Annotated in this window: 17 protein-coding genes and 1 pseudogene; 4 read left to right on the forward strand and 14 right to left on the reverse strand. The window is 37.8% G+C overall.

The features are described 5' to 3' along the window. Nucleotides 1–22 precede the first annotated feature (22 nt). Nucleotides 23–1,918, forward strand: a complete 1,896-nt coding sequence (locus tag FW778_RS11805) for a prolipoprotein diacylglyceryl transferase family protein (RefSeq protein ID WP_150414906.1) — start codon at nucleotides 23–25, stop codon at nucleotides 1,916–1,918. 88 nt (nucleotides 1,919–2,006) lie between these two features. Here FW778_RS11805 and FW778_RS11810 read toward each other — a convergent pair whose 3' ends face one another. Further along, complete coding sequence (locus FW778_RS11810) at nucleotides 2,007–3,767, reverse strand: hypothetical protein (protein WP_150414907.1); 1,761 nt, start codon at nucleotides 3,765–3,767, stop codon at nucleotides 2,007–2,009. A 124-nt stretch (nucleotides 3,768–3,891) separates the two neighbouring features. After that, nucleotides 3,892–5,127, reverse strand: a complete 1,236-nt coding sequence (locus FW778_RS11815) for a radical SAM protein (RefSeq protein ID WP_202552197.1) — start codon at nucleotides 5,125–5,127, stop codon at nucleotides 3,892–3,894. Nucleotides 5,128–5,506: 379 nt separating this feature from the next. On the opposite strand from FW778_RS11815, the gene FW778_RS23720 reads away from it, so the two are divergent. Continuing rightward, nucleotides 5,507–5,611, forward strand: a complete 105-nt coding sequence (locus FW778_RS23720; protein WP_150414909.1) for a transcription termination/antitermination NusG family protein — start codon at nucleotides 5,507–5,509, stop codon at nucleotides 5,609–5,611. Nucleotides 5,612–6,092: 481 nt separating this feature from the next. Here FW778_RS23720 and FW778_RS23725 read toward each other — a convergent pair whose 3' ends face one another. Further along, nucleotides 6,093–6,260 carry a YccF domain-containing protein gene (locus FW778_RS23725; RefSeq protein ID WP_150415019.1) on the reverse strand — a complete coding sequence of 56 codons (168 nt, stop codon included), beginning with the start codon at nucleotides 6,258–6,260 and terminating at the stop codon, nucleotides 6,093–6,095. Nucleotides 6,261–6,356: 96 nt separating this feature from the next. On the opposite strand from FW778_RS23725, the gene ggt reads away from it, so the two are divergent. Continuing rightward, nucleotides 6,357–8,072 (forward strand): gamma-glutamyltransferase, encoded by a 1,716-nt coding sequence (gene ggt, locus FW778_RS11830; RefSeq protein ID WP_150414910.1) that lies wholly within the window; start codon nucleotides 6,357–6,359, stop codon nucleotides 8,070–8,072. Here ggt and FW778_RS11835 read toward each other — a convergent pair. Beyond that, complete coding sequence (locus FW778_RS11835; protein ID WP_150414911.1) at nucleotides 8,069–8,923, reverse strand: alpha/beta fold hydrolase; 855 nt, start codon at nucleotides 8,921–8,923, stop codon at nucleotides 8,069–8,071. The two genes, ggt and FW778_RS11835, sit on opposite strands and share 4 nt — an antisense overlap. Before the next feature lie 249 nt (nucleotides 8,924–9,172). Here FW778_RS11835 and FW778_RS11840 point away from each other — a divergent pair, with 249 nt between their 5' ends. After that, nucleotides 9,173–10,207, forward strand: a complete 1,035-nt coding sequence (locus tag FW778_RS11840) for an LLM class flavin-dependent oxidoreductase (protein ID WP_150414912.1) — start codon at nucleotides 9,173–9,175, stop codon at nucleotides 10,205–10,207. Nucleotides 10,208–10,323: 116 nt separating this feature from the next. Here FW778_RS11840 and FW778_RS23730 read toward each other — a convergent pair. From FW778_RS23730 to FW778_RS11890, 10 genes and pseudogenes are all read right to left on the reverse strand, one after another. Next, nucleotides 10,324–10,850: pseudogene (locus FW778_RS23730) on the reverse strand (DUF1572 domain-containing protein). A 121-nt stretch (nucleotides 10,851–10,971) separates the two neighbouring features. Continuing rightward, nucleotides 10,972–11,757 carry a segregation and condensation protein A gene (locus FW778_RS11850; RefSeq protein ID WP_150414913.1) on the reverse strand — a complete coding sequence of 262 codons (786 nt, stop codon included), beginning with the start codon at nucleotides 11,755–11,757 and terminating at the stop codon, nucleotides 10,972–10,974. Nucleotides 11,758–12,039: 282 nt separating this feature from the next. After that, complete coding sequence (gene mscL, locus FW778_RS11855; RefSeq protein WP_150414914.1) at nucleotides 12,040–12,411, reverse strand: large conductance mechanosensitive channel protein MscL; 372 nt, start codon at nucleotides 12,409–12,411, stop codon at nucleotides 12,040–12,042. Nucleotides 12,412–12,445: 34 nt separating this feature from the next. Continuing rightward, complete coding sequence (locus FW778_RS11860; protein ID WP_150414915.1) at nucleotides 12,446–13,192, reverse strand: PPK2 family polyphosphate kinase; 747 nt, start codon at nucleotides 13,190–13,192, stop codon at nucleotides 12,446–12,448. Between the two features lie 109 nt (nucleotides 13,193–13,301). After that, on the reverse strand, nucleotides 13,302–14,207 hold the full coding sequence (locus tag FW778_RS11865; protein WP_235906231.1) for a sterol desaturase family protein: 906 nt from the start codon (nucleotides 14,205–14,207) through the stop codon (nucleotides 13,302–13,304). A gap of 15 nt (nucleotides 14,208–14,222) precedes the next feature. After that, nucleotides 14,223–14,786 carry a ribosome recycling factor gene (frr, locus tag FW778_RS11870; protein ID WP_150414916.1) on the reverse strand — a complete coding sequence of 188 codons (564 nt, stop codon included), beginning with the start codon at nucleotides 14,784–14,786 and terminating at the stop codon, nucleotides 14,223–14,225. Nucleotides 14,787–14,884: 98 nt separating this feature from the next. Continuing rightward, on the reverse strand, nucleotides 14,885–16,018 hold the full coding sequence (locus tag FW778_RS11875) for a glycosyltransferase family 4 protein (RefSeq protein ID WP_150414917.1): 1,134 nt from the start codon (nucleotides 16,016–16,018) through the stop codon (nucleotides 14,885–14,887). A 216-nt stretch (nucleotides 16,019–16,234) separates the two neighbouring features. Beyond that, complete coding sequence (gene pdxA, locus FW778_RS11880; RefSeq protein WP_150414918.1) at nucleotides 16,235–17,326, reverse strand: 4-hydroxythreonine-4-phosphate dehydrogenase PdxA; 1,092 nt, start codon at nucleotides 17,324–17,326, stop codon at nucleotides 16,235–16,237. Nucleotides 17,327–17,435: 109 nt separating this feature from the next. Then, nucleotides 17,436–18,059 carry a recombination mediator RecR gene (gene recR, locus FW778_RS11885; RefSeq protein ID WP_150414919.1) on the reverse strand — a complete coding sequence of 208 codons (624 nt, stop codon included), beginning with the start codon at nucleotides 18,057–18,059 and terminating at the stop codon, nucleotides 17,436–17,438. A 116-nt stretch (nucleotides 18,060–18,175) separates the two neighbouring features. Then, a complete protein-coding gene (locus FW778_RS11890; RefSeq protein ID WP_150414920.1) occupies nucleotides 18,176–19,567 on the reverse strand; it encodes an Ig-like domain-containing protein in 1,392 nt (463 codons plus the stop codon). Nucleotides 19,568–19,629 lie beyond the last annotated feature (62 nt).

Consider the following 19,629-nt stretch of genomic DNA (forward strand, 5'->3'; position numbering starts at 1 on the left):
GCTAGGTTAAATTCTTATTAAGATGAAAAAAGAAGAACTATCCGGCAAAATTCTTTATGCAATATTATTTCTTGCCTTTATTCCATTGCTGCAATTGTGGTGGGCCCAATCTCTTGAAAATATTGTTCGTTTTCCAGCCATTGAATCCCAGGCTGGCGGAATGATCATTGGTATTTCAGGATTACTCCTGATGGGATGGGCTATGTTTTCACTCAAAAAATTTGGTAAGGGCTTGCCCATGAATGCTTACCCCCCTGTCCATTTTGTAAAAAAGGGACCCTATCATTTTTTACGCCACCCCATTTACTGGGGTTATTGTATGCTAATGACAGGCGTGTTTATTTCTATAGGTTCAGCCGGTGGGCTTTGGATTGTAACCCCCATATCTTTATTGGCCATTATTGCTTTGGTGCTGGGTTATGAAAAGATTGATTTGAAAGACCGGTTCAGAGATGCCGATATGTCTGTACTACTGGATATTCCTTCATCTGCTGATTCATTCCCGTCTTTAGTAAAAAGAATAGTTTCAGTTTTTTGGGTTATAGCACTTTTAATAACTTCAAACTATGTCGTTTGGTTTTTAACTCATGGTTCCACTTCGATATTGCCTGATTCAAGAGGCTTAAAATATTTTAACAGGCTCAATGGTATTCAATTCCTGGCAGTTCCATTCATTTTGTTGGTGCCTCTTATCGTAAAAAGCAATATCCTTCTTCATCGTTGGGTGATTTCGGTTTTATCCGGAATTGCATTGTGTGTTTATATTTCATTACTGTGGCCATCAGTTGGGGCCCAATATTTTTATGCAGGAAACCAGCAAGCGGGTAGTAATGAATCATCGATTCTTTTAAGTGTTCCCGTTTTTCTTACACTTCTTTCCGCCGCTACCTATAGCCGGCAATTCAAGAAATGGACGTTACCCGTTATGGGTTTCTCAATTATTATTATTTTTCTGCAATTAACCAATACCCGCTCTTTTACAGTTAATTTAATTGTGTCTGTTTTTATTTCCCTTGTAACAGCTAATTCTTCCGCTATTTGGTTGTTTATCCGTAAGACTGCAGAAACAATTGCCAACTCATGGAAAGAATGGATATTCGGTCATGTCAGAATAATCAATCACGGCATTTATGTGGGCCTGGGAAGTTTTGCCGGTATTCTTTTTTGCGGCTTATTAGTAGGCCAGGCATATGCATGGGGTATTTTGATATTTGCTTTTGTAGTAACTGTTTTTGCAGCATTATGGGCGCAGCTCATTGAAGGGTCTGATAAATTGAAAAGACCATTTGGTTATTACGGAGCTTTAGTTGGAATCTTCTTTGCCAGTGCAATACTTTGGTGGATGGGTTACAATGGGTGGGTGGTTATCGGAGTTATTTCCGTTGTTATGCCATGGGTTCAGGCGACCGGTCGTTTGCGTTGCCTGGTAAATGGTTGTTGCCATGGTAAACCAACCAGCAATACTAATCTCGGCATCCGTTATTTTCATTCCCGTTCACGGGTTTGCAATATTTCCGGGTTAAAAGGAGAATATCTTCATCCTACACAGGTATATTCAATTCTTTGGCTGTTTGTTGTGGGCTTTTTATTACTGGCTTTATGGCTGAATAAATTTTCTTATTCATTTATTTTTGGGATGTATCTTATTCTCACCAGTACAGGCCGGTTTGTAGAAGAGGCGTACAGGGGTGAAGTGCAAACTCCTGTTTGGAAAGGATTGCGTTTATATCAATGGGCCGCTATTTTTTCGGTTATAACAGGAATCGTTTTCACTACAATCAATGTTCAACTGGCAGAACTTCACCCGGGATATGGGTGGGAGATATGGGTGGCAGCACTCCTTGGCGGATTTTTTATCCTCTTTGCAATGGGAGTAGATTTCCCCCGCTCCAACGCCCGGTTTTCAAGACTGGTATAAGTTGAAAAAGAGTTTCAATTTACTCTATTGAAACCCTTTATAATTCCGGTCGAGTGGATTTATTTTAAACTGTGTTCAATAACCCCTTTCAATTTGAAGCCTCGTTCATATGTGCAGCTAAAGACTGCCATTGCTCCATTTCCTGGTACTTCTCTCTTGAAAATCGATCAAATTCGCCTGGTTTTTTAAACTCTTTTAACCTCGATACATTCGCTTTTACAGGATACGTTTTTTGCATATGGTAATATCCACTTGAAGCAAGAAAATAAGAAATAGTATTATTTTCCAACTTTTCCGGAACCTGGAACCCAAGGCCAATGCTTTCATCATTATTCAACACAGCATAATTCTTATCTATTTTGGCCACCTGTTCTTTCTGGTCTCCCCTTTGAATATTATAGGCTGAAGAAGGATCCATGGTAAAGGTCTTGAGTGACTCTGCCGGAGAGTAATCTATTGCTGCATAATCCAGGTCCCAGAACCGGTAAACTGTTTCAAGTTTGATACGAAAATGGGTGCTCTTATTCTCAGGTAATTTAATTTCCATAACCATATCCCGGTAGCCTTCGGTTCCACTTAAAGGAAAGTATCCCGCATAATCCCATTTTCCCTCATTCTCTACATAAACTTTTATCGGAAGCCCATGCTTTAATAAAAATGCTTTCATCTTCTCAGCGCTTGTGTTTTCCCAATAATCGCGGTGGCGTGAATATTTTTCTCCAAATAATAAAGTATACTCATCATTTATCGCAGCAGCCCAATTACTATTTTTTGCACGGATCAGTAATCTTGCTTTCCCATTTTCTAATGGTTTTTTGAAAGTCAGGTATGCTTTTGAAAATTCTTCTTTAGGGTTGTATGTATTGAACGCAAACGTATTCCCATCCGCCCTGCTTAAAGTCTCCTTTAAATCCCGGCCGTCAGGCACCGTCACTGCCTCTGGAAGCTCTGGATGGCTTATTGCATAAAATTTACCATTTCCATCAACGGTTATCTGTGAACCTGGCCTGTGGTATACACCAATGAGTTGGGCTGAATTGAGGAATTGAATTTCGTTGTCATGGCCGGATATACGCAAACGGATGTCAGAATTTTCAGGTTGTAAATCTCCAAGCGGAAGATAGTCAATCCGCTCAAGGTTGGCATACACAGCACCGCTGAAAATACCATTCTGAAAATCAAAATTCCCTTTTTGTTCTACATATACCTGTGGGCAGCCGCATTCACCATTCGTTGTGGAACTAGGTGGAGGAGATGATACACCACCACCTCCTGATCCTGCCGCAAGAACCACAACAACCAGTGCAACGCCAGCTGCTATCCCAACAATACTCAACACGATGCTCGAGTTGGTCTTTTTTTTGTTAAATTCATAAACATCCATCCTATATATATCCGAAAAAGGGATTTTTACCGCTGGATATTCTGTACTAGCCGACTTCTTATAATTAACATAGAGATGCACTTCTGACAACAGGGAAGCTTCATTTTTATTTTTGAGAGGAAGGGCTTCATTACTCTCTGGATACAATCGGGTGGTATGTTCTTTCAGCAATGGTCCGCTTTTTCCTTCAATTGCATTGTTGTTAATGGAGACATTTGAAAGTGCCAAAAGGGAGTCTTGATAGTGTATAATAAAATATTTATTGGCGTTCTTCAGTTTTTCAATTGTGGTTGAATCAGCAGAAGTGGTTGTTCCGGTAGAATAAAATTTTTTAAAACATCCTGCAAGAATAAGCATCCCTAAAACCAGTAAAATGTACAATTTTCCTCTCCACCTTACAACAAGTAGCAATGGAAAGAAAAATAAGGTAGTGTAGCGTGACAAGCGGGGAATAATCGGTTTCATATATCAATATTTTTAAAAGTGATTAATCTTATTTTAGTCAAGAGTTCAGTTGTAAGCACATAGGCCAAATGGCAGATCATTTTTGTAAAAAGAAGATTCAGAAAAGATTTCTCCGATCCCGGGCCTATCGGTGGAGCTGAAGTGTTTTAGCTGAATCTTTGGATTTGGAAGTAAATTCGATCATGGAACAACCGGTTTCTCTTAAGGAACGAATGTTTTTTTCCAGGATGGTGGAGGATGCCGGGAATAACTTTTTTTTATTGAATGGGCAAGCATGTACAAACCCATCGGCATCAATATAAACAAAATGAAGTCCGCTTGCGGGGCACCCGTTATGCCTTTTTATCATGGCCGGATAACTGGCAATCGGGTATCCGGAATAAGAAGCATCGAAATTTAAGCGGTAAAAAAAATGTTCCAGGAGTTCTTTGTTCTTTTTATTGAGAGCTACATTCTTTTGCCGGTAATGCCCCACCGCTTCTGGTTCCAGGAATTGAATGAATGATGCTCCTGCTTCCCGGCAAACACTGGCGTAAGACTCCAGGTTATTCATCGATATGAATTCATTAGTTGCGCAGCAGGAAAATGCAAGTAACAACCCGCTGTCAACAACATGTTGTGCGGACTGCAAGGCTCTTTGGTAAGAACCCCGAATACCCCTGAATTGATCATGTCTTTCCTGCTCATGATGATCAAGACTGATAATGACGCCTGTCATTCCATGTTCTTTTAATCGTGCAGCCTTTTCAGCAGATAAATTATACCCGTTGGTAAATACCCAAAAGTCAATTCCTTCAGGAACAGAATCGAGTATAAAAAGAATATCGTCCAGTCTGTTCAGTGGTTCTCCACCACTGAGATGTACCTGCGAAATGCCCATATGATGAAAACGCCTTATGATTGTAACAAGGTCATAAGCAGATAAGCTATCCTTCCTGTTCAGATTTTCCCATTCAACGCAATGTTCACATTGAAACCCACATTTATTCGTAATTGCAAAAACAACTGAAAACAATGAAATGTCCGGGCTTTGGGAAACTAAATTAAATGAATGATGTATGCCGCGGTTGAAAGCCTTCGAAGGCCAACCCGGGGTATGTAAATTCATATAATATTTATTAGCCCTTTTGGCAATTTTTGGATGTGTAGTTTTAAACTGGTCCCTTGTATTAATAACTTTCGCTGCGAGATGAAAGGCCCTCCATGGATTTTTGTATCGCAATAGTGCAAGCCATACAACGTTCATCCCTATTAGCAGGCTTGCAAGTCGGTATTCCAACCCGGCTACAATTTTATTGTTCTTAGTTTTGTTAGAAGAAAATTTGTTAGAAGCATTCTTATTTACGCCCGGCTTTTTCATCTTGAAAGTTTTGCAACGAAAATTCATCACACATCATTCAACCTAAGCTGGTGGTCAATATTACCATCCCACCTATCCGCTTTAACCGCCCGCAATTTTGTGCAATTTTGTGATATTTTTTTTATGTTTCAATGACCAAATCACTATAAAAAGATGATACAAGTCATATTAATGGTTACATTCTCTGTTGAAACCGGGAACTGCTGGAAGAGAAATGTGAAGTAGAAGAATTGAAAATGTCCAACCGGAATCATCAGATGCACTCACATTTGTCAGTAATGATAAAAAGTTTTTTTAGCGTCTTTGAGAAATTAACTTCTTTATATACCAATTTCATTCCTTTGAATTACTGCAAATTTAAATTTCAAAAAAAATTAATATGCAGAAGAACTGGTACGCAGTATATACGAAACCTCACTGCGAAAAGAAAGTCTCACTTTTACTGGTAAAAAGAGGAATTGAAAATTTTTACCCTGTTAATTAACATAAGTCTCATACTTTTTATACGAAGATTCTACATGAACCTTTATTTAAATCTTATGTCTTTGTAAGAACTACCAGGCATGATATTATCAATCTGAGTAAAAAAACAGACTGTATTTTAAGCCTTCTTTATTTTATGAATGAGCCTGCAATAATCGATGGGGATGAAATAAATGAATTAAAGGATTCTCAAAAAATCACAGGGAACTTAAGCTCGAAAAACTATATATGAACTTAAAAGGTGTTCAAAATAGTAGTGATGCTGTCACATATAGGATGGATGGGAAAAATTTGATTATAAAAAACAGGGTAATCAAAGTTAACTTGCCATCCATTGGTTATACTATGGTTGCAAAAACTGAAGACAAAATATTATGGGTAGAGAAATATTCTTTAGCAATAAGGAGTTTCTGGTACAATCATAAATTGAATTATTCGGAACTTTGTATCCCCATCGGGCTTCCAACAATAATATGCAAATATCACTGAATCGTTTTACCAAAAGGCATTAAAGAAATTTCTACCAGCGTAAAATGCTGGCGTGCAAATGGGATACTGCTAATGGTAATAAATAAAATAATACCGAAGAAAATATGAACCAGCGCAGGGCAACCCGCAGCACGACGGCCAGATGGTACTGCAGAATAAATTAAGGCAGTTACTAATTTGAGCCGCGTATTTCCGGATCTAAATCATTTCTCTTTTCTACTTATCTTACATACCCTTTCTCCTCTAAAGCTCTGCTCATGAAAAAAAATATCTTCTTTTGTTCGTTGCTGATACTGCTATCTTTTTTCTTTTGTTCATTTTTACAGGCCCAGGACAGGCTTACAGGAAAATCTTTTGCCACCCGTTCGGTTGTTATGGCGCAACACGGCATGGCCTGTACCAGTCAGCCACTTGCAACGGCAGCTGCCATTGATGTTTTAAAAAAAGGCGGAAACGCAATTGATGCTGCTGTTGCTGCGAATGCTGTGCTGGGCGTTACGGATCCTGAAATGAACGGAATTGGCGGTGATCTTTTTGCAATTGTATATGATGCCAAAACAAAAAAATTATATGGGTTAAATGCTTCGGGCCGATCACCCTATAATCTTACGCTTGACATATTAAAGCAAAACGGAAAACAATTTATTCCCTTCAGCGGACCATTGCCTGTATCTGTTCCCGGCTGCGTGGATGGCTGGTTTCAGTTGCATGGGAAGTTTGGAAAATTACCAATGACAGATATTCTTTCTTACGCAATCAATTATGCCCGCAACGGTTTTCCTGTTGCAGATGAAGCAGCTTTCGAGTACGCCCACCTGAAAGATTTGTATGGAAAAAATCCGAATGTGCAACGGGTATTTATGCCAAATGGTGCTGCACCAAAACGCGGAGAAGTTTTTAAAAATCCACAACTGGCCAATTCACTTGAAAAAATTGCCATTGGCGGAAGAGATGTTTTTTACAAAGGCAATATTGCTAAAACAATTGATGGGTTTATGAAGAAGAATGGTGGATATCTTTCCTATAAAGATCTTGCTGATCATAAATCAGAATGGTTAGATCCTGTATCAACAACCTATCGCGGCTACCGTGTTTGGGAACTACCTCCAAATGGGCAGGGCATTACAGTATTGCAGATGCTGAACATCCTGGAAAATTTCGATTTCAGTAAAGTACCTTTTGGAAGCGCTGAACATATTCATCTTTTTACAGAAGCAAAAAGACTGGCATATGAGGACCGTGCAAAGTATTATGCCGATCCGGCTTTTGCAAAAATTCCTGTTGATGAACTTATTTCAAAAAGTTATGGCATCGAAAGAGCCAAACTGATAAATATGCAAAAGGCATCACCCTATTTTACCGCCGGGGATGATAAAGCTTTGAAAGGCGGTGAAACAGTTTATTTAACTGTTGCAGATGATGAAGGAAATATGGTATCACTCATTCAAAGCAACTTTGCTGCATTTGGTTCGGGTATGGTACCCGACAGTCTTGGTTTCTTTTTACAAAATCGCGGGTATTTGTTTTCATTGCAGGAAGGGCAGAATAATACTTATGCGCCACATAAACGTCCTTTCCATACCATCATTCCCGCATTCGTTACAAAAGATAATCAGCCCTATATGAGCTTTGGTGTTATGGGTGGCGGCTTTCAGCCGGAAGGGCAGGTGCAGGTGCTAATGAACATTATCGATTTTGGGATGACCATACAAGAGGCAGGGGATGCCCCAAGAATAGAACATGAAGGTTCTTCAGAGCCGACAGGAAAAGCCAGTGAAGGTGTCGGTACTATTTATCTTGAGTCAGGCTTTTCTCCCGAATCAATCCGGTCTTTATTGCAAATGGGATATAAAGTTGCAGCAGGAACCCCCGGAGAATTTGGTGGATACCAATGCATAAAATTCGATGCAAAACAACATGTATATCATGGTGCATCAGATCCCCGCAAAGATGGGATGGCTGCAGGATATTAATTAAACCGGTCGAGTCCTGTTATTTTTTTATATGGTGTTCTGAAAAAATTATTTACCACGTCGTTAAATTGGTTTTTATAGTCAATAGTTATTGAATTTCCGGCACCGGGTACAATCCATAAATATGAGTTAGGAATAGCTTCCGATATGAGTAATGTATGCTTTGTGAGAACGATATCATTATCCCCACCGATAACCAATACAGGACACTGAATTTTTTTTAACTGCTCAGTAGTTATATGAGGGGCATATGATAATAAATGTGCCACCTTATGCCTGTTTTTATTTTCTGGTGTCTGCTTAAGCTTACTGAATGATTCGTTATACTGTAATGCCCAATCATGTGCAGTCGCGTCTATGGCGCTGGTATCCGAAGATAAGCGTGCACCACACACTGCAAGCTTTTTCACTTTACCCGGATGCCGCATCGCCAGCAATAGACCATTTATTGCACCGTCATTCCATCCAATAATATAACATGACTGGAGGTGTAGAGTATCCAAAAGGGAATTAAAGTCGTCGGCCATCATTTCATAACTTAACGAATCACCCATATCTATAGATTTTCCCTGCGCCCTGCTATCTGCAACAATCACTTTATAATTTTTAGCAAAGAAGGGCACCTGGTACATGAAGTTACTTATAGAGCCTCCATTACCATGAATTAAAAGCAACGGTTCCCCTACCCCATAAACTTCATAGTACATATTGAAGCCTCTTATTTTGATATATCGTCCTGCTTTTTCATTATCCCCTATTTTTGAAGTATCTATTGAAGCGTATTGCGCAGAAACAAAGACAACATCCAGGGTGGCGATTAATAGAAGAAGTAATGCTTTCGTGGTTTTCATGCTGCAAATAAACATAAGAATTCGCTAATGCTGTGTATAAATATTAAATTTATGAATGACCAATTATTGATATCATTTTGTCTATAATCCGCCCACAATTGTTACGGCGCTTCCCCTGCCCCGTGTAAACTATTTATTCAAGATAACTAACGCAACAGCATACCCGTAAAAAGATCGTCGTATTGCCAGCATACAAATAAAAACATTACGACAGCGACAGGTTATCTGCCGCTGCCTTAATTTTGCGGGATGGAATTAGGTATCAGCACTTTTGTAGAATTAACCCCCGATCCTTTAACAGGCAAAACTATCAGTCCTTATCAACGTATTAAAAACCTGATGGAGGAGGTGGAACTTGCGGACCAGTTGGGGCTGGATGTATTCGCTATCGGAGAGCATCACCGCCCGGATTTTCTCGTTTCATCACCTGCAACTTTACTAGCGGCAGCGGCAGTTAAAACAAAGAATATTCGATTGTCCAGCGCCGTTAGTGTGTTAAGCTCAGATGACCCGGTAAGGGTCTTTCAGCAATTTGCAATGGTTGACCTGCTTTCGGGCGGAAGAGCCGAAATCATGGCTGGCCGCGGATCTTTTATCGAATCATTCCCACTTTTTGGATACGATCTAGAAGATTATGACACTCTTTTTGATGAAAAGCTGAAACTATTGCTTGCCATTAATGAAAATGAAAAAGTAACCTGGAAGGGAAAACACCGTGCGCCGCTTCATGAACTCGGCGTCTATCCAAGGCCGTATCAACAGCATTTACCCGTTTGGGTTGCCATAGGTGGTACGCCTTCCTCTGTATTGCGTGCAGCCTCGCTGGGATTGCCGCTTACTATTGCCATTATTGGCGGAATGCCGCGGCAATTTGTTGAGCTCACCAAGTATTATCAAAATGAATATATAAAAGCCGGGCACGACATAACCAGGCTTCAACTCTGCATCAACTCGCATGCATATATTGCAGATGACAGCCAGCAGGCGGCCAATGAATTTTTCCCGGTGTATGCCGCTGTAATGAGTAAAATAGGCCGCGAACGTGGCTGGCCGCCGACCACCCGCGAGCAGTTTGAATTTATGAGAAATCCTGAAGGGGCTTTACTCGTTGGAAGCCCGCAGCAGGTGATTGATAAAATATTATATGAACATGAATTGTTTGGCAACACACGCTTTATGGTTCAGTTCAGCGTGGGCACACTGCCCCATAATCAAATGATGCATGCTATAGAGTTATTTGGAAATGTAGTGGCGCCGGCTGTACGTAAACATTTGGGCAAATGAAGGCAGCGATTATAAAATAAATACTCTAATCGAATGTAACGGAAAAGATTAAACGCGTTTACATTTTATTTTGCCCTTACTACATTACTGTTAATAATGTCTTCGATAAAATGCACTTAATGTTTGGGGGCTGAAAGCATTTTCGCGTTAAACTCTTTGGAATTCCCTTTCGGTACGGAAAGCGAGGTCCAATTATTACAAATCATTTTTCCAATAAAAACTATTTGACCAACGTGGTAAGGATAATGTGCCAGTTGCCTGTTTATTGCTTCCAGTACGGTGTGGCCTTGGTTGCGGATATAAATTTCTTTTTGTAAATCGGCTGCCGATATAGAATTTAGGGCGTCAAATAAACAACTCCAGCCTTCATTCCATTTTTCAAGAAGTTCGCTGCGGGTTGTAATATCATTTTCAAATTCAGCATCGCGGTTTCTTGATTCTTTTCCCCGTCTGTAGTTAAAAAATTAGTCCAGCGGCTAAGCATGTTTCCCCATAGGTGTTTTACAATTGTAGCAATGCTATTACTTTCTTCATTAAATTTCCAGAAAAGTTTTTCATCGGGAACCTGCGCAAAAGTTTTCTCTCCGAGCATTTTATAATCCTCAAATCGCTTTTTAACGTCGGCTAAATACTCATTAGTCATTGCCTGATTTTATTTAACTACAAAGATAAATGAGTACAGGAAAATGGGTTGGGTATAAACTTACGTGTTTGCCTGCAATATTTGCATTCCGGAAATGTATTTAACTGCGGTGGTATCATAATCAATTATCGCCTTCTTGGGGAACAATCAACTCTTCAACCCTTTCTTCATTATACTCCACAATAAAATTATTGACACCTTCGCCCATAATTATAGAAAAATATTTTTGCTGAATAAGTTCCAGCATATTGAGGAAAAGAAAAATTGCGTGTATGCGATTTTCTGAGATATCAAATATTTTTTCAAAAGAAATAGTTCGCTCTTTCTTAACCAGCTCAAGCATATATTTTCTGCTGCCTTCCATGGTATAATCGTATTGCACAACTGTATGCACCGGCTGATGCCGCTTATCGTGCAGGCGACTGGCAACTCTCTCAAAAGCTTTCATTAGCTTAAACAAAGAAACGGCTTGTATTTCTGTTCCCTCGCCAGCTTCTTCGCCAATTTTAGAAAGCTCTTCCTGGATGTTTCCTCGTTTCACCATTAGCAAACGCAATGCTTCCAGCTCGCTCATTTTAACTGCTGCCTCTTTAAACCTTTTATATTCAAGAATTTTATCTACCAGTTCTTGTCTAGGATCTATTTCATTTCCTTCAGCGTCAAGCTCTTTTCTAGGTAAAAGCATCTTTGCTTTGATACGCATCAGCGTACTTATAAATAAAATAAATTCACTGCTCAACTCAATATTAAGCGATTCGCTTTTATGGATGTAAACCAAAAATTCGTTGGTGATTTTTGTAATGGGAATATTGTAAATATCCAGTTCATCTCTTTCAATAAAAAAAAGCAGCAGGTCGAACGGGCCTTCAAACTGTGGCAGTTTTATCTGGTATATTTCAGTATTCATTTAAATCAATTAATTATTAATACTAGTTATTTATAAATAAAAAAAATCCCGTAGAAAGCCAAGCGGGATCACAAAAATACTTTAAAATTAATTATGGGTTTGGCCGTGTGTACTTCATCCCATATTATCTTTCTTTACTTACAAGTTTACTTTAGCTCAAACATCTAATCCGGATGTTTGTGTTCACCCTAAAAAAAATTGTTTGAAGGCACATCAATAAAGAAGTAAAAAAAACCAGGCAAGAGACTACCTGGTTTAAGTTTAAAGAAACTAAACTAACGCTTATTTATTTTTTAGTTCATCTCTTATTTCCATTAATAATTTATCAGTAGAAGACGGGCCAGCCGGTTGCGCTTCTTCCTTCTTTTGCATAGAAGCTATTGCCTTGATGAGTAAAAAGATAACGAATGCAATTACCACAAAATTAATAACCGCAGCTAAAAATTTTCCGTAAGTGACTGCACCCCATTTAAGTTCGGCAATATCCTTAAGTCCTGCCTTATCCAGCACTGGTGTTAGTACCAGGGGTGTAATAATATCTGTAACCAATGACGATACAATAGCTCCAAATGCAGCGCCAATAATTACTGCAACGGCGAGGTCCATAACATTGCCTTTCATTGCAAAGGCTTTGAAATCTTTAATAAAGCTCATAATGTTTGTTTTTAATGATAATATAATATCGATACTATTTTTTAAGGCCGGGATATTGCATATTTAACCCTAGCAATGTGTCCCGGAGTGTAGATGCAATAATATATTCTTTGTACCAGTTTTGGTCGCTGGGAACAATAGTCCATGGTATGTCATTACAATTTTCAAAACAATCCTCGTACATCTGCATATAAACATCCCAAAGTTTAGCTTCTTCAAAATCATTAGCATTGTACTTCCACATTTTCCCGGGATCTTTTATTCTTTCTTTAAGTCTTTCCTGTTGCTCTTCATAAGAAACATGCAAATAAAATTTCAGAATATTTGTATTATTATGTTTTGATATTATATCCTCCCATTCATTAATTGCTTTCATTCTTTGGCGGGCAGTTTTATCATCACACCATTTATGAACTCTTGTTACAATTATATCTTCATAATGACTACGGTTAAAAATTTGTATCATTCTCTTGGCAGGTGCCTGGGCATGAATACGCCACAAGAAATCGTGGCTTAATTCTTCCGGAGTGGGCGCCTTAAAACTCTTTACATTTACCCCTTGTGGATTCATCGACGTAAAAACATTTCTTATAACGCCGTCTTTTCCACTGGCATCCATTCCTTGTATTACAACCAATATCGAATGTTGATTTTCTGCAAACAACAGGTTTTGTAATTCATCTAATTCTACTAGAATTTTTACAAGTTTATCTTTTGTTTCCTGTTTGTCAATTTCTTTTCCTGCTCTTGTATTTATTTCTTTGAGGTTAATACGGCTCATTATAATTTTTTAAACAAGAAGGAAGATGGTGAAATAATAATTTAAAATAAGAAAATTTCCACATACAAAATATTATTTCAATTTTACAACAATTAAAAATCAATATTTTTTATTTGAAAGGAATTGCATTTTTCTTAGAAAAAAGCAATTCCTTTCTTAATTGTTTTGCAGTCTTGGTGCTTCCGTCGTGGCTCCAGCCGGGAGGCATGAAGAGATATTTTATTTTAATGGCGAGAGGTAATTTTTTCCTTAGATCGGTTCCAATGTTTTGCCATTCGTGGAAAATTATTTTTGTGAGATGATGTGGATTTTCCAATTGTTTGGTGAGGCCATATCTTACAGGATCTTCTTTTACTTCATCCTGGAATGTTCCAAAAAAACGGTCCCATATTATTAATACCATTCCCATATTTCTATCTAAATAACGAACATTACTTGCATGATGAACCCTGTGATGAGACGGACTAACAAAGACGGTCTCAAACCAACGGGGCATTTTATTGATGTATTGTGTATGCACCAATATTCCATATATCTGCGTTAGCGAGTACATAAATACAATATCAATTGGTTTAAAGCCAAGCAATACTAACGGTAAAAAATAAACGAAGCGGTATAATGGTTGTAATACAGAAGAACGGAAACCCGTAGTTAAATTAAATTCTTCTGAAGAATGATGAGTAACATGCACTGCCCAAAAAATACGGCAAAAATGATCAACCCGATGTTCTATGTAAAAAGCAAGATCTTCGAAAATAAAAAGTAACGGCCAATATAAAAAAGGAGAATAAGAAAAATCTACAAAATGGAACTGGTAAATTGAAAGGAGAATAAAAATATAAACAGCCCTGAATAAAAGATCTATCCCGCCATTAAGAATACACAAGTAAATATTAATAAACGTTTCCTTAACTGTATAGTACTTTTTTAAATGAAGATTACTAAATATCATCTCCAGACCAATTACAATAAGATATAGTGGAGTAGTTATTAATATGAGTAATTGCTCTTTCAAAATTTAATGCTCAAATTATACCGCCATAATTTCTTTCTCTTTTGCTTCAAGATGTTTTTCTATCAAAGAAATATAATTGTTTGTGAGTTCCTGCATATCACTTTCGCCATCTTTTGCAGCATCTTCACTTAGGCCATCTTTTTGTAATTTCTTAATTTGTTCAATAGCATCTCTACGAATATTGCGCACAGCAATTCTTGCATGTTCTCCTTCAACATTGCTTCTCTTCACCAGTTCTTTTCTTCTTTCTTCAGTAAGCGGTGGCAGAAATAAACGAATCATATTTCCGTCATTTTGTGGATTAATTCCGATGTTAGCAGCAATTATTGCCCGCTCAATTGGCTGAAGCATGTTTTTTTCCCAGGGCTGAATGGTAAGCGTTCTTGCATCCATCACACTTAAATTACCAACCTGGCCTATCGGTGTAGGGTTGCCATAATAATCAACTACAATACCATCCAGCATCGTTGGAGTTGCTTTACCAGCACGTATTTTTGTAAGTTCCGATTCGAAATGATCGATTGCTTTTTTCATGGATAACCTGCTATCGTCTAATATTCCTGCTAAATCGTCTGCCATTTATTTATGGTTTAAAATAAAAATGTTGCCCAGAAACGTAGGGCCTAAAAAAGTGCACAAATTTAATAAAATCGGGTTGATAAAAAAGTTAATACGGTTTAATTCTGCTCAACTGCATCACCAGCCAAAGTGAATATTTTGTGGGATTTGATAATAATTTCCTTTTGATCAAGTTCGGGCAGGCTAATAGATTTAATCTTTGTTTTGGGACGGCTATAATATACAACACTTACAATCGCTAATGATACACCCGAAAGTGCAAGTATATCCATAGTGGTACCTGAGAAGCGAAGAAGATACGCAAGGCTGATAAAAGCAATATTTCCGGCAATACAGGTCAATGCAATTCTGCGATGACTATATCCAAGATCCAGCAAAAAATGATGAATATGATTTCTATCTGGGCTAAAAGGCGATCTGCGGGTAAGAATGCGAATTGTTACAACTCTCAGCGTATCGAATAAGGGAACAATTAAAATAGCAAAACCAATAGCCGGCGCAGATTGTAGAGGCATTCCAAGAGCAGGGTCTGCGGCTATTGCAATAAATTTTATAACAAAAACCGAATTTAAAATACCGATGAGCAATGAGCCTGTATCGCCCATAAATATTTTTGCCGGAGAAAAGTTATAAATAAGAAAAGCGACGAGGCTTCCCACAAGTGAAAAGGCCATGACGGCATACATTAGTTGATGTGTAGCAAGAAAATATACTCCAAAAATTGAAGAGGTTAATAATCCAAGGCTACCTGCAAGGCCATCAACGCCATCGATGAGATTAAAGGAATTGGTGATAACAACAATTGTAAACAAAGTAAGTAAAATACTTGCGCTATGCGGAATTGCATGTAAGCCTAAAAAGCCATGCATATCATTTATTTGAATTCCTCCAAACTTAATAATGATACCCGCAGCAACCAGTTGACCTATAAATTTTTTAGAAGCAGAAAGTATTAAAATATCGTCTTTTATACCAAGAAAAAATATCACCATTATAGCGGCAACAAAATACTGGAAAACAGGTGGCACAGAAGAAGGAACGCCCAATAAAGAAGCAACGATAAAACCGGCAAAAATTCCAAGTCCACCTAAAGTAGGTATCACAGCCTTATGGACTTTTCTTTCATCAGGTTCATCGAAGAGCTTTTTATCCTTGGCAACTTCAATTATTACAGGTATAGAAAAAAACGTAATTAAAAACGCTAATCCCCCGCTGAGTAAGATGTTATCCATACCGTAATATTAAATAGCATTCTGTTACAAAAGTATAATTTAGTTTGAAGTAAACTATATTACTCTAAAATTTCTTCATACCTAATCTTTAATATTATACTTCTGTAAGAAAACAAGTTTAAAAATTTATTATTATCCTTTCAATCGTTTGGCGAATAATTTTATAACGCTATAACTGCCTACTTATTACATGGAGGTATCAATAAAATAAGAAGGTTATTCACTTATTTTTTCATCAACTGCGCCTGCAACTACGTTGGCACTCATTCTGGTTAGGGGATTTTTACGGTTTTCTTCATACAGTTTTTGGTTATTTATTATGTCAATACTGCTAAATATCGCAGCCCGGAATGAAGAGGGATCTGCTTTATTTTTTCCTGCAATATCAAAGGCTGTTCCATGGTCAGGACTAGTGCGGATTCCTGGCAAGCCTGCTGTAAAATTAACTCCTTCTCCAAACGCAAGAGATTTGAATGGAATTAATCCCTGGTCGTGATACATTGCCAATACAGCATCAAATTTATTATATTGACCCCTGGCAAAAAAAGCATCTGCACTAAAAGGACCTACTACCAGTAAATTACGCTGCTTTGCCTCTTTAATAGCCGGCCTTATAATTTCTTCTTCTTCCGTGCCTATTAATCCTTCATCGCCAGCATGCGGGTTTAAAGCCAATACTGCAATTTTTGGCTTTTCGATATTGAAATCTTTTCTTAAAGAAGCGTTTAATATTAATAGCTTACTTATAATATTCTCTTTGGTAATGTGAGCCGCAATTTCTTTCACCGGCAAATGTTCGGTAACTAACCCGATTTTCAAATTTTCAGCTGTGAGCAACATTAGCACATCATTCACACCAAAAAAATCTTTAAAAAAAGGAGTGTGGCCAGTGTATGAAAAATCTGCACTTTGAACATTTTTTTTGTGAAGCGGTGCAGTAACTAAGGCATCTATTTTGCCATCTTTTAAAGCAGTGGTAGCTGCTTGCAAGCTTTTTATAGCATACTGCCCACCCGTATCATTTAAGGTGCCCGGGTTAATAGCAACTTCTTCTTCCCAGCAGTTAAAAATATTTACCTGGCGGGCATTTAATTTGTAAAAATCTTTAATGCTGGCAAAGCTGAAATTAAGATCGCCAATACTTTTCCTGTAAAAATTAATAGCCTTATTGCTGGCAAACACAACGGGCGTGCAAAAATCAAGAAAGCGGTTATCTGAAAGTGATTTTAAAATAAGTTCTATACCAATGCCATTAAGGTCGCCACAGGTAAATCCTATTACTGGCTTATTTTCTAACGGGATACTCAAATTAATAAAATTGAAATGTTGAAATGCAAGTTAGTTAATTAAAATTTTCTTTGCAAGGGCGTGTTTATTCCTGGTAATTAGCTGTGTACGGTTTATAATCTGCCACAATTTAAAATTTATTTCCCACATAATTCTCAACAGGCATACGGTTGGAAATGCTGCGGGCCAATGTCATTTCATCCGCATATTCCAGCTCGCCGCCAAAAGCAATGCCACGGGCGATGGTAGTAATTCTTATAGCTTTCGCTTTTAATTTCTTACTAATATAAAAAATAGTGGTATCGCCCTGGATATTGGGACTTAGCGCAAAAATCAGTTCTTCTACTTTTTCTTCATCGACTCTTTTAATAAGCGAATCAATTTGTAATTGATCTGGCCCAATACCATCCAGCGGAGAAATGACGCCACCTAAAATATGGTAGAGGCCGTTGTATTGTTGTGTGCTTTCTATAGCAATCACATCACGAATACTTTCGACAACGCAAATCATTTGCTGCCTGCGAGCCCTGTCGGCACAAATATTACATAACTGTTTATCAGAAATATTATAACAGCGGGTACAAAAATTAATTTCTTCTCTCATTTTTAAAATCGCTTCACTAAAATCTTTTACATCATCTGTATTTTTTTTTAACAAATGAAGCACAAGCCGTAAAGCCGTTTTTTTACCAATGCCCGGCAACTTAGCAAATTCATTAACGGCATTTTCTAAAAGAGTGGAAGAAAAAATCATTCGGCAAAGATAATGTACGATTACGATGTGCGATGTTTGGACAAGTACAATGTACGATGTTTGATGTGCAATGTCGATTGCCTGTCCTGTCTATTACTTATTGCCCCATTAGCAAATTATAAAATAATATCTCTTTCATTATCCCAATCCTCGCGAATATTTATTTTTTGTTTGATAGCAAAAGCTTTTTCAGGCTGTTTCTTTAAATGATAATTTCCAGGATCCCAAATGCCGTTCTTATTATCATCTTCCAGGATTCTTATTTCGTAATCACCAGGGTTAAAAAGTTTCTGATTCCATTTTGATGAAGTTAAAGGATAGGAATTTACCACTTCGTTATTGGATACAAATTGCAAAACAGGATTTTTGAATTTTTCGAGATTTTTAAAACTAAGGGAGATGCTTCCATACTCTCCTTCTTTTTTTGTTTTAAAATGAAAAGTATCAGATTTTAGTAATGTGACTCCCAGTGTATCTGTAGCAAAATCCTTTGGAATTATCAGCCTGTAGTCTGCGTTATCCAGCCACTTATTTGAAATGGTTATTTTCTTTCCGGTTGTATCAATAGTTGCAACTGCCGTTTTATAGGGATTATAAAGTGTATCCGTTAGCTGGATTTTCATGCTATCAAAATTCTTAAGCTTGCGATTAAATTCAATGGTAAGCGGGGTTAATAAATCCTGCTTGCCACTTCCAACTGAGGTCGTATATTTTAATTCTTTTTTTGAGGAAGCTCCACTTGTTGAAGTTGTTTTAGGCTTCGATTTTTCTTGCTGGTAAGCAAATAATTTTACAGGCTTTGTGCTATCACTTATTGTAACTGTGGTATCAAGAAATGCAAATAACTCATCCGGGTTGTTATACATTTTTTGCCCACCCTCATCCTTTAAAGCAAACACATTATATATGCCTCCCGGTAAATTATGAAATGCAAAATTACCTGAGCTATCCAGCCTCGTAATATATTTTGGTTTTTGTTTAAATACGGCCGAATCATCAAGATCTTTGTATAAAAAAACCAACAAGGTAGAATCTGTTTTGCCAGTTTCTGCCAATTGAACGTTTCCTGAAAACCCGAGAGAATCAATATAAGCGCCTGTAGAAAATATGTATGAATAATTTCTGACCGGGTTGCCTTCATTTATATCCTGTATAGAGTTTCCAAAATCGAAGCGATAGGTGGTGTTTGGTTCCAGTGTATCACGAATTTTTATTGTAACCGTTCTTAATTTATAATCTACATTAGGGATAATTTTAGGCGTGGGCGAAACCAATAAATTCTCCTGTAATTTTTGAAGCTGAACATATTCATCGTAACTAAGTGTAATACGATTGCCTTTAAAATTTACCGTGCCGTTTGGTGGGTTGGCGTTTAAAAGCTTTGGTGGAATTGAATCTCTCGGCCCACCAGTAGGAACGCCTATTTGTGCACAACTGCTACCCAGAATTGAAACCGCATAAAGAGCGCAGCCTATTGCTATAAAAAATAGAAAGTTCTTAAAATTCATCTTGGAAAAAAAGCAAACATAATTGCTTTCGGCTTATAAAGCCTTTTCGCGTTCCTAAAATA

Source organism: Ginsengibacter hankyongi (genome assembly GCF_008710285.1).
GTDB lineage: Bacteria > Bacteroidota > Bacteroidia > Chitinophagales > Chitinophagaceae > Ginsengibacter > Ginsengibacter hankyongi.

Coding starts and splice junctions, on each gene's coding strand:
- FW778_RS11805 (WP_150414906.1), top strand. CDS start 23: ATGAAAAAAGAAGAACTATCCGGCAAAATTCTTTATGCAATATTATTT.
- FW778_RS11810 (WP_150414907.1), bottom strand. CDS start 3,767: ATGAAACCGATTATTCCCCGCTTGTCACGCTACACTACCTTATTTTTC.
- FW778_RS11815 (WP_202552197.1), bottom strand. CDS start 5,127: ATGAAAAAGCCGGGCGTAAATAAGAATGCTTCTAACAAATTTTCTTCT.
- FW778_RS23720 (WP_150414909.1), top strand. CDS start 5,507: ATGCAGAAGAACTGGTACGCAGTATATACGAAACCTCACTGCGAAAAG.
- ggt (WP_150414910.1), top strand. CDS start 6,357: ATGAAAAAAAATATCTTCTTTTGTTCGTTGCTGATACTGCTATCTTTT.
- FW778_RS11835 (WP_150414911.1), bottom strand. CDS start 8,923: ATGAAAACCACGAAAGCATTACTTCTTCTATTAATCGCCACCCTGGAT.
- FW778_RS11840 (WP_150414912.1), top strand. CDS start 9,173: ATGGAATTAGGTATCAGCACTTTTGTAGAATTAACCCCCGATCCTTTA.
- FW778_RS11850 (WP_150414913.1), bottom strand. CDS start 11,757: ATGAATACTGAAATATACCAGATAAAACTGCCACAGTTTGAAGGCCCG.
- mscL (WP_150414914.1), bottom strand. CDS start 12,411: ATGAGCTTTATTAAAGATTTCAAAGCCTTTGCAATGAAAGGCAATGTT.
- FW778_RS11860 (WP_150414915.1), bottom strand. CDS start 13,192: ATGAGCCGTATTAACCTCAAAGAAATAAATACAAGAGCAGGAAAAGAA.
- frr (WP_150414916.1), bottom strand. CDS start 14,786: ATGGCAGACGATTTAGCAGGAATATTAGACGATAGCAGGTTATCCATG.
- FW778_RS11875 (WP_150414917.1), bottom strand. CDS start 16,018: ATGGATAACATCTTACTCAGCGGGGGATTAGCGTTTTTAATTACGTTT.
- recR (WP_150414919.1), bottom strand. CDS start 18,059: ATGATTTTTTCTTCCACTCTTTTAGAAAATGCCGTTAATGAATTTGCT.
- FW778_RS11890 (WP_150414920.1), bottom strand. CDS start 19,567: ATGAATTTTAAGAACTTTCTATTTTTTATAGCAATAGGCTGCGCTCTT.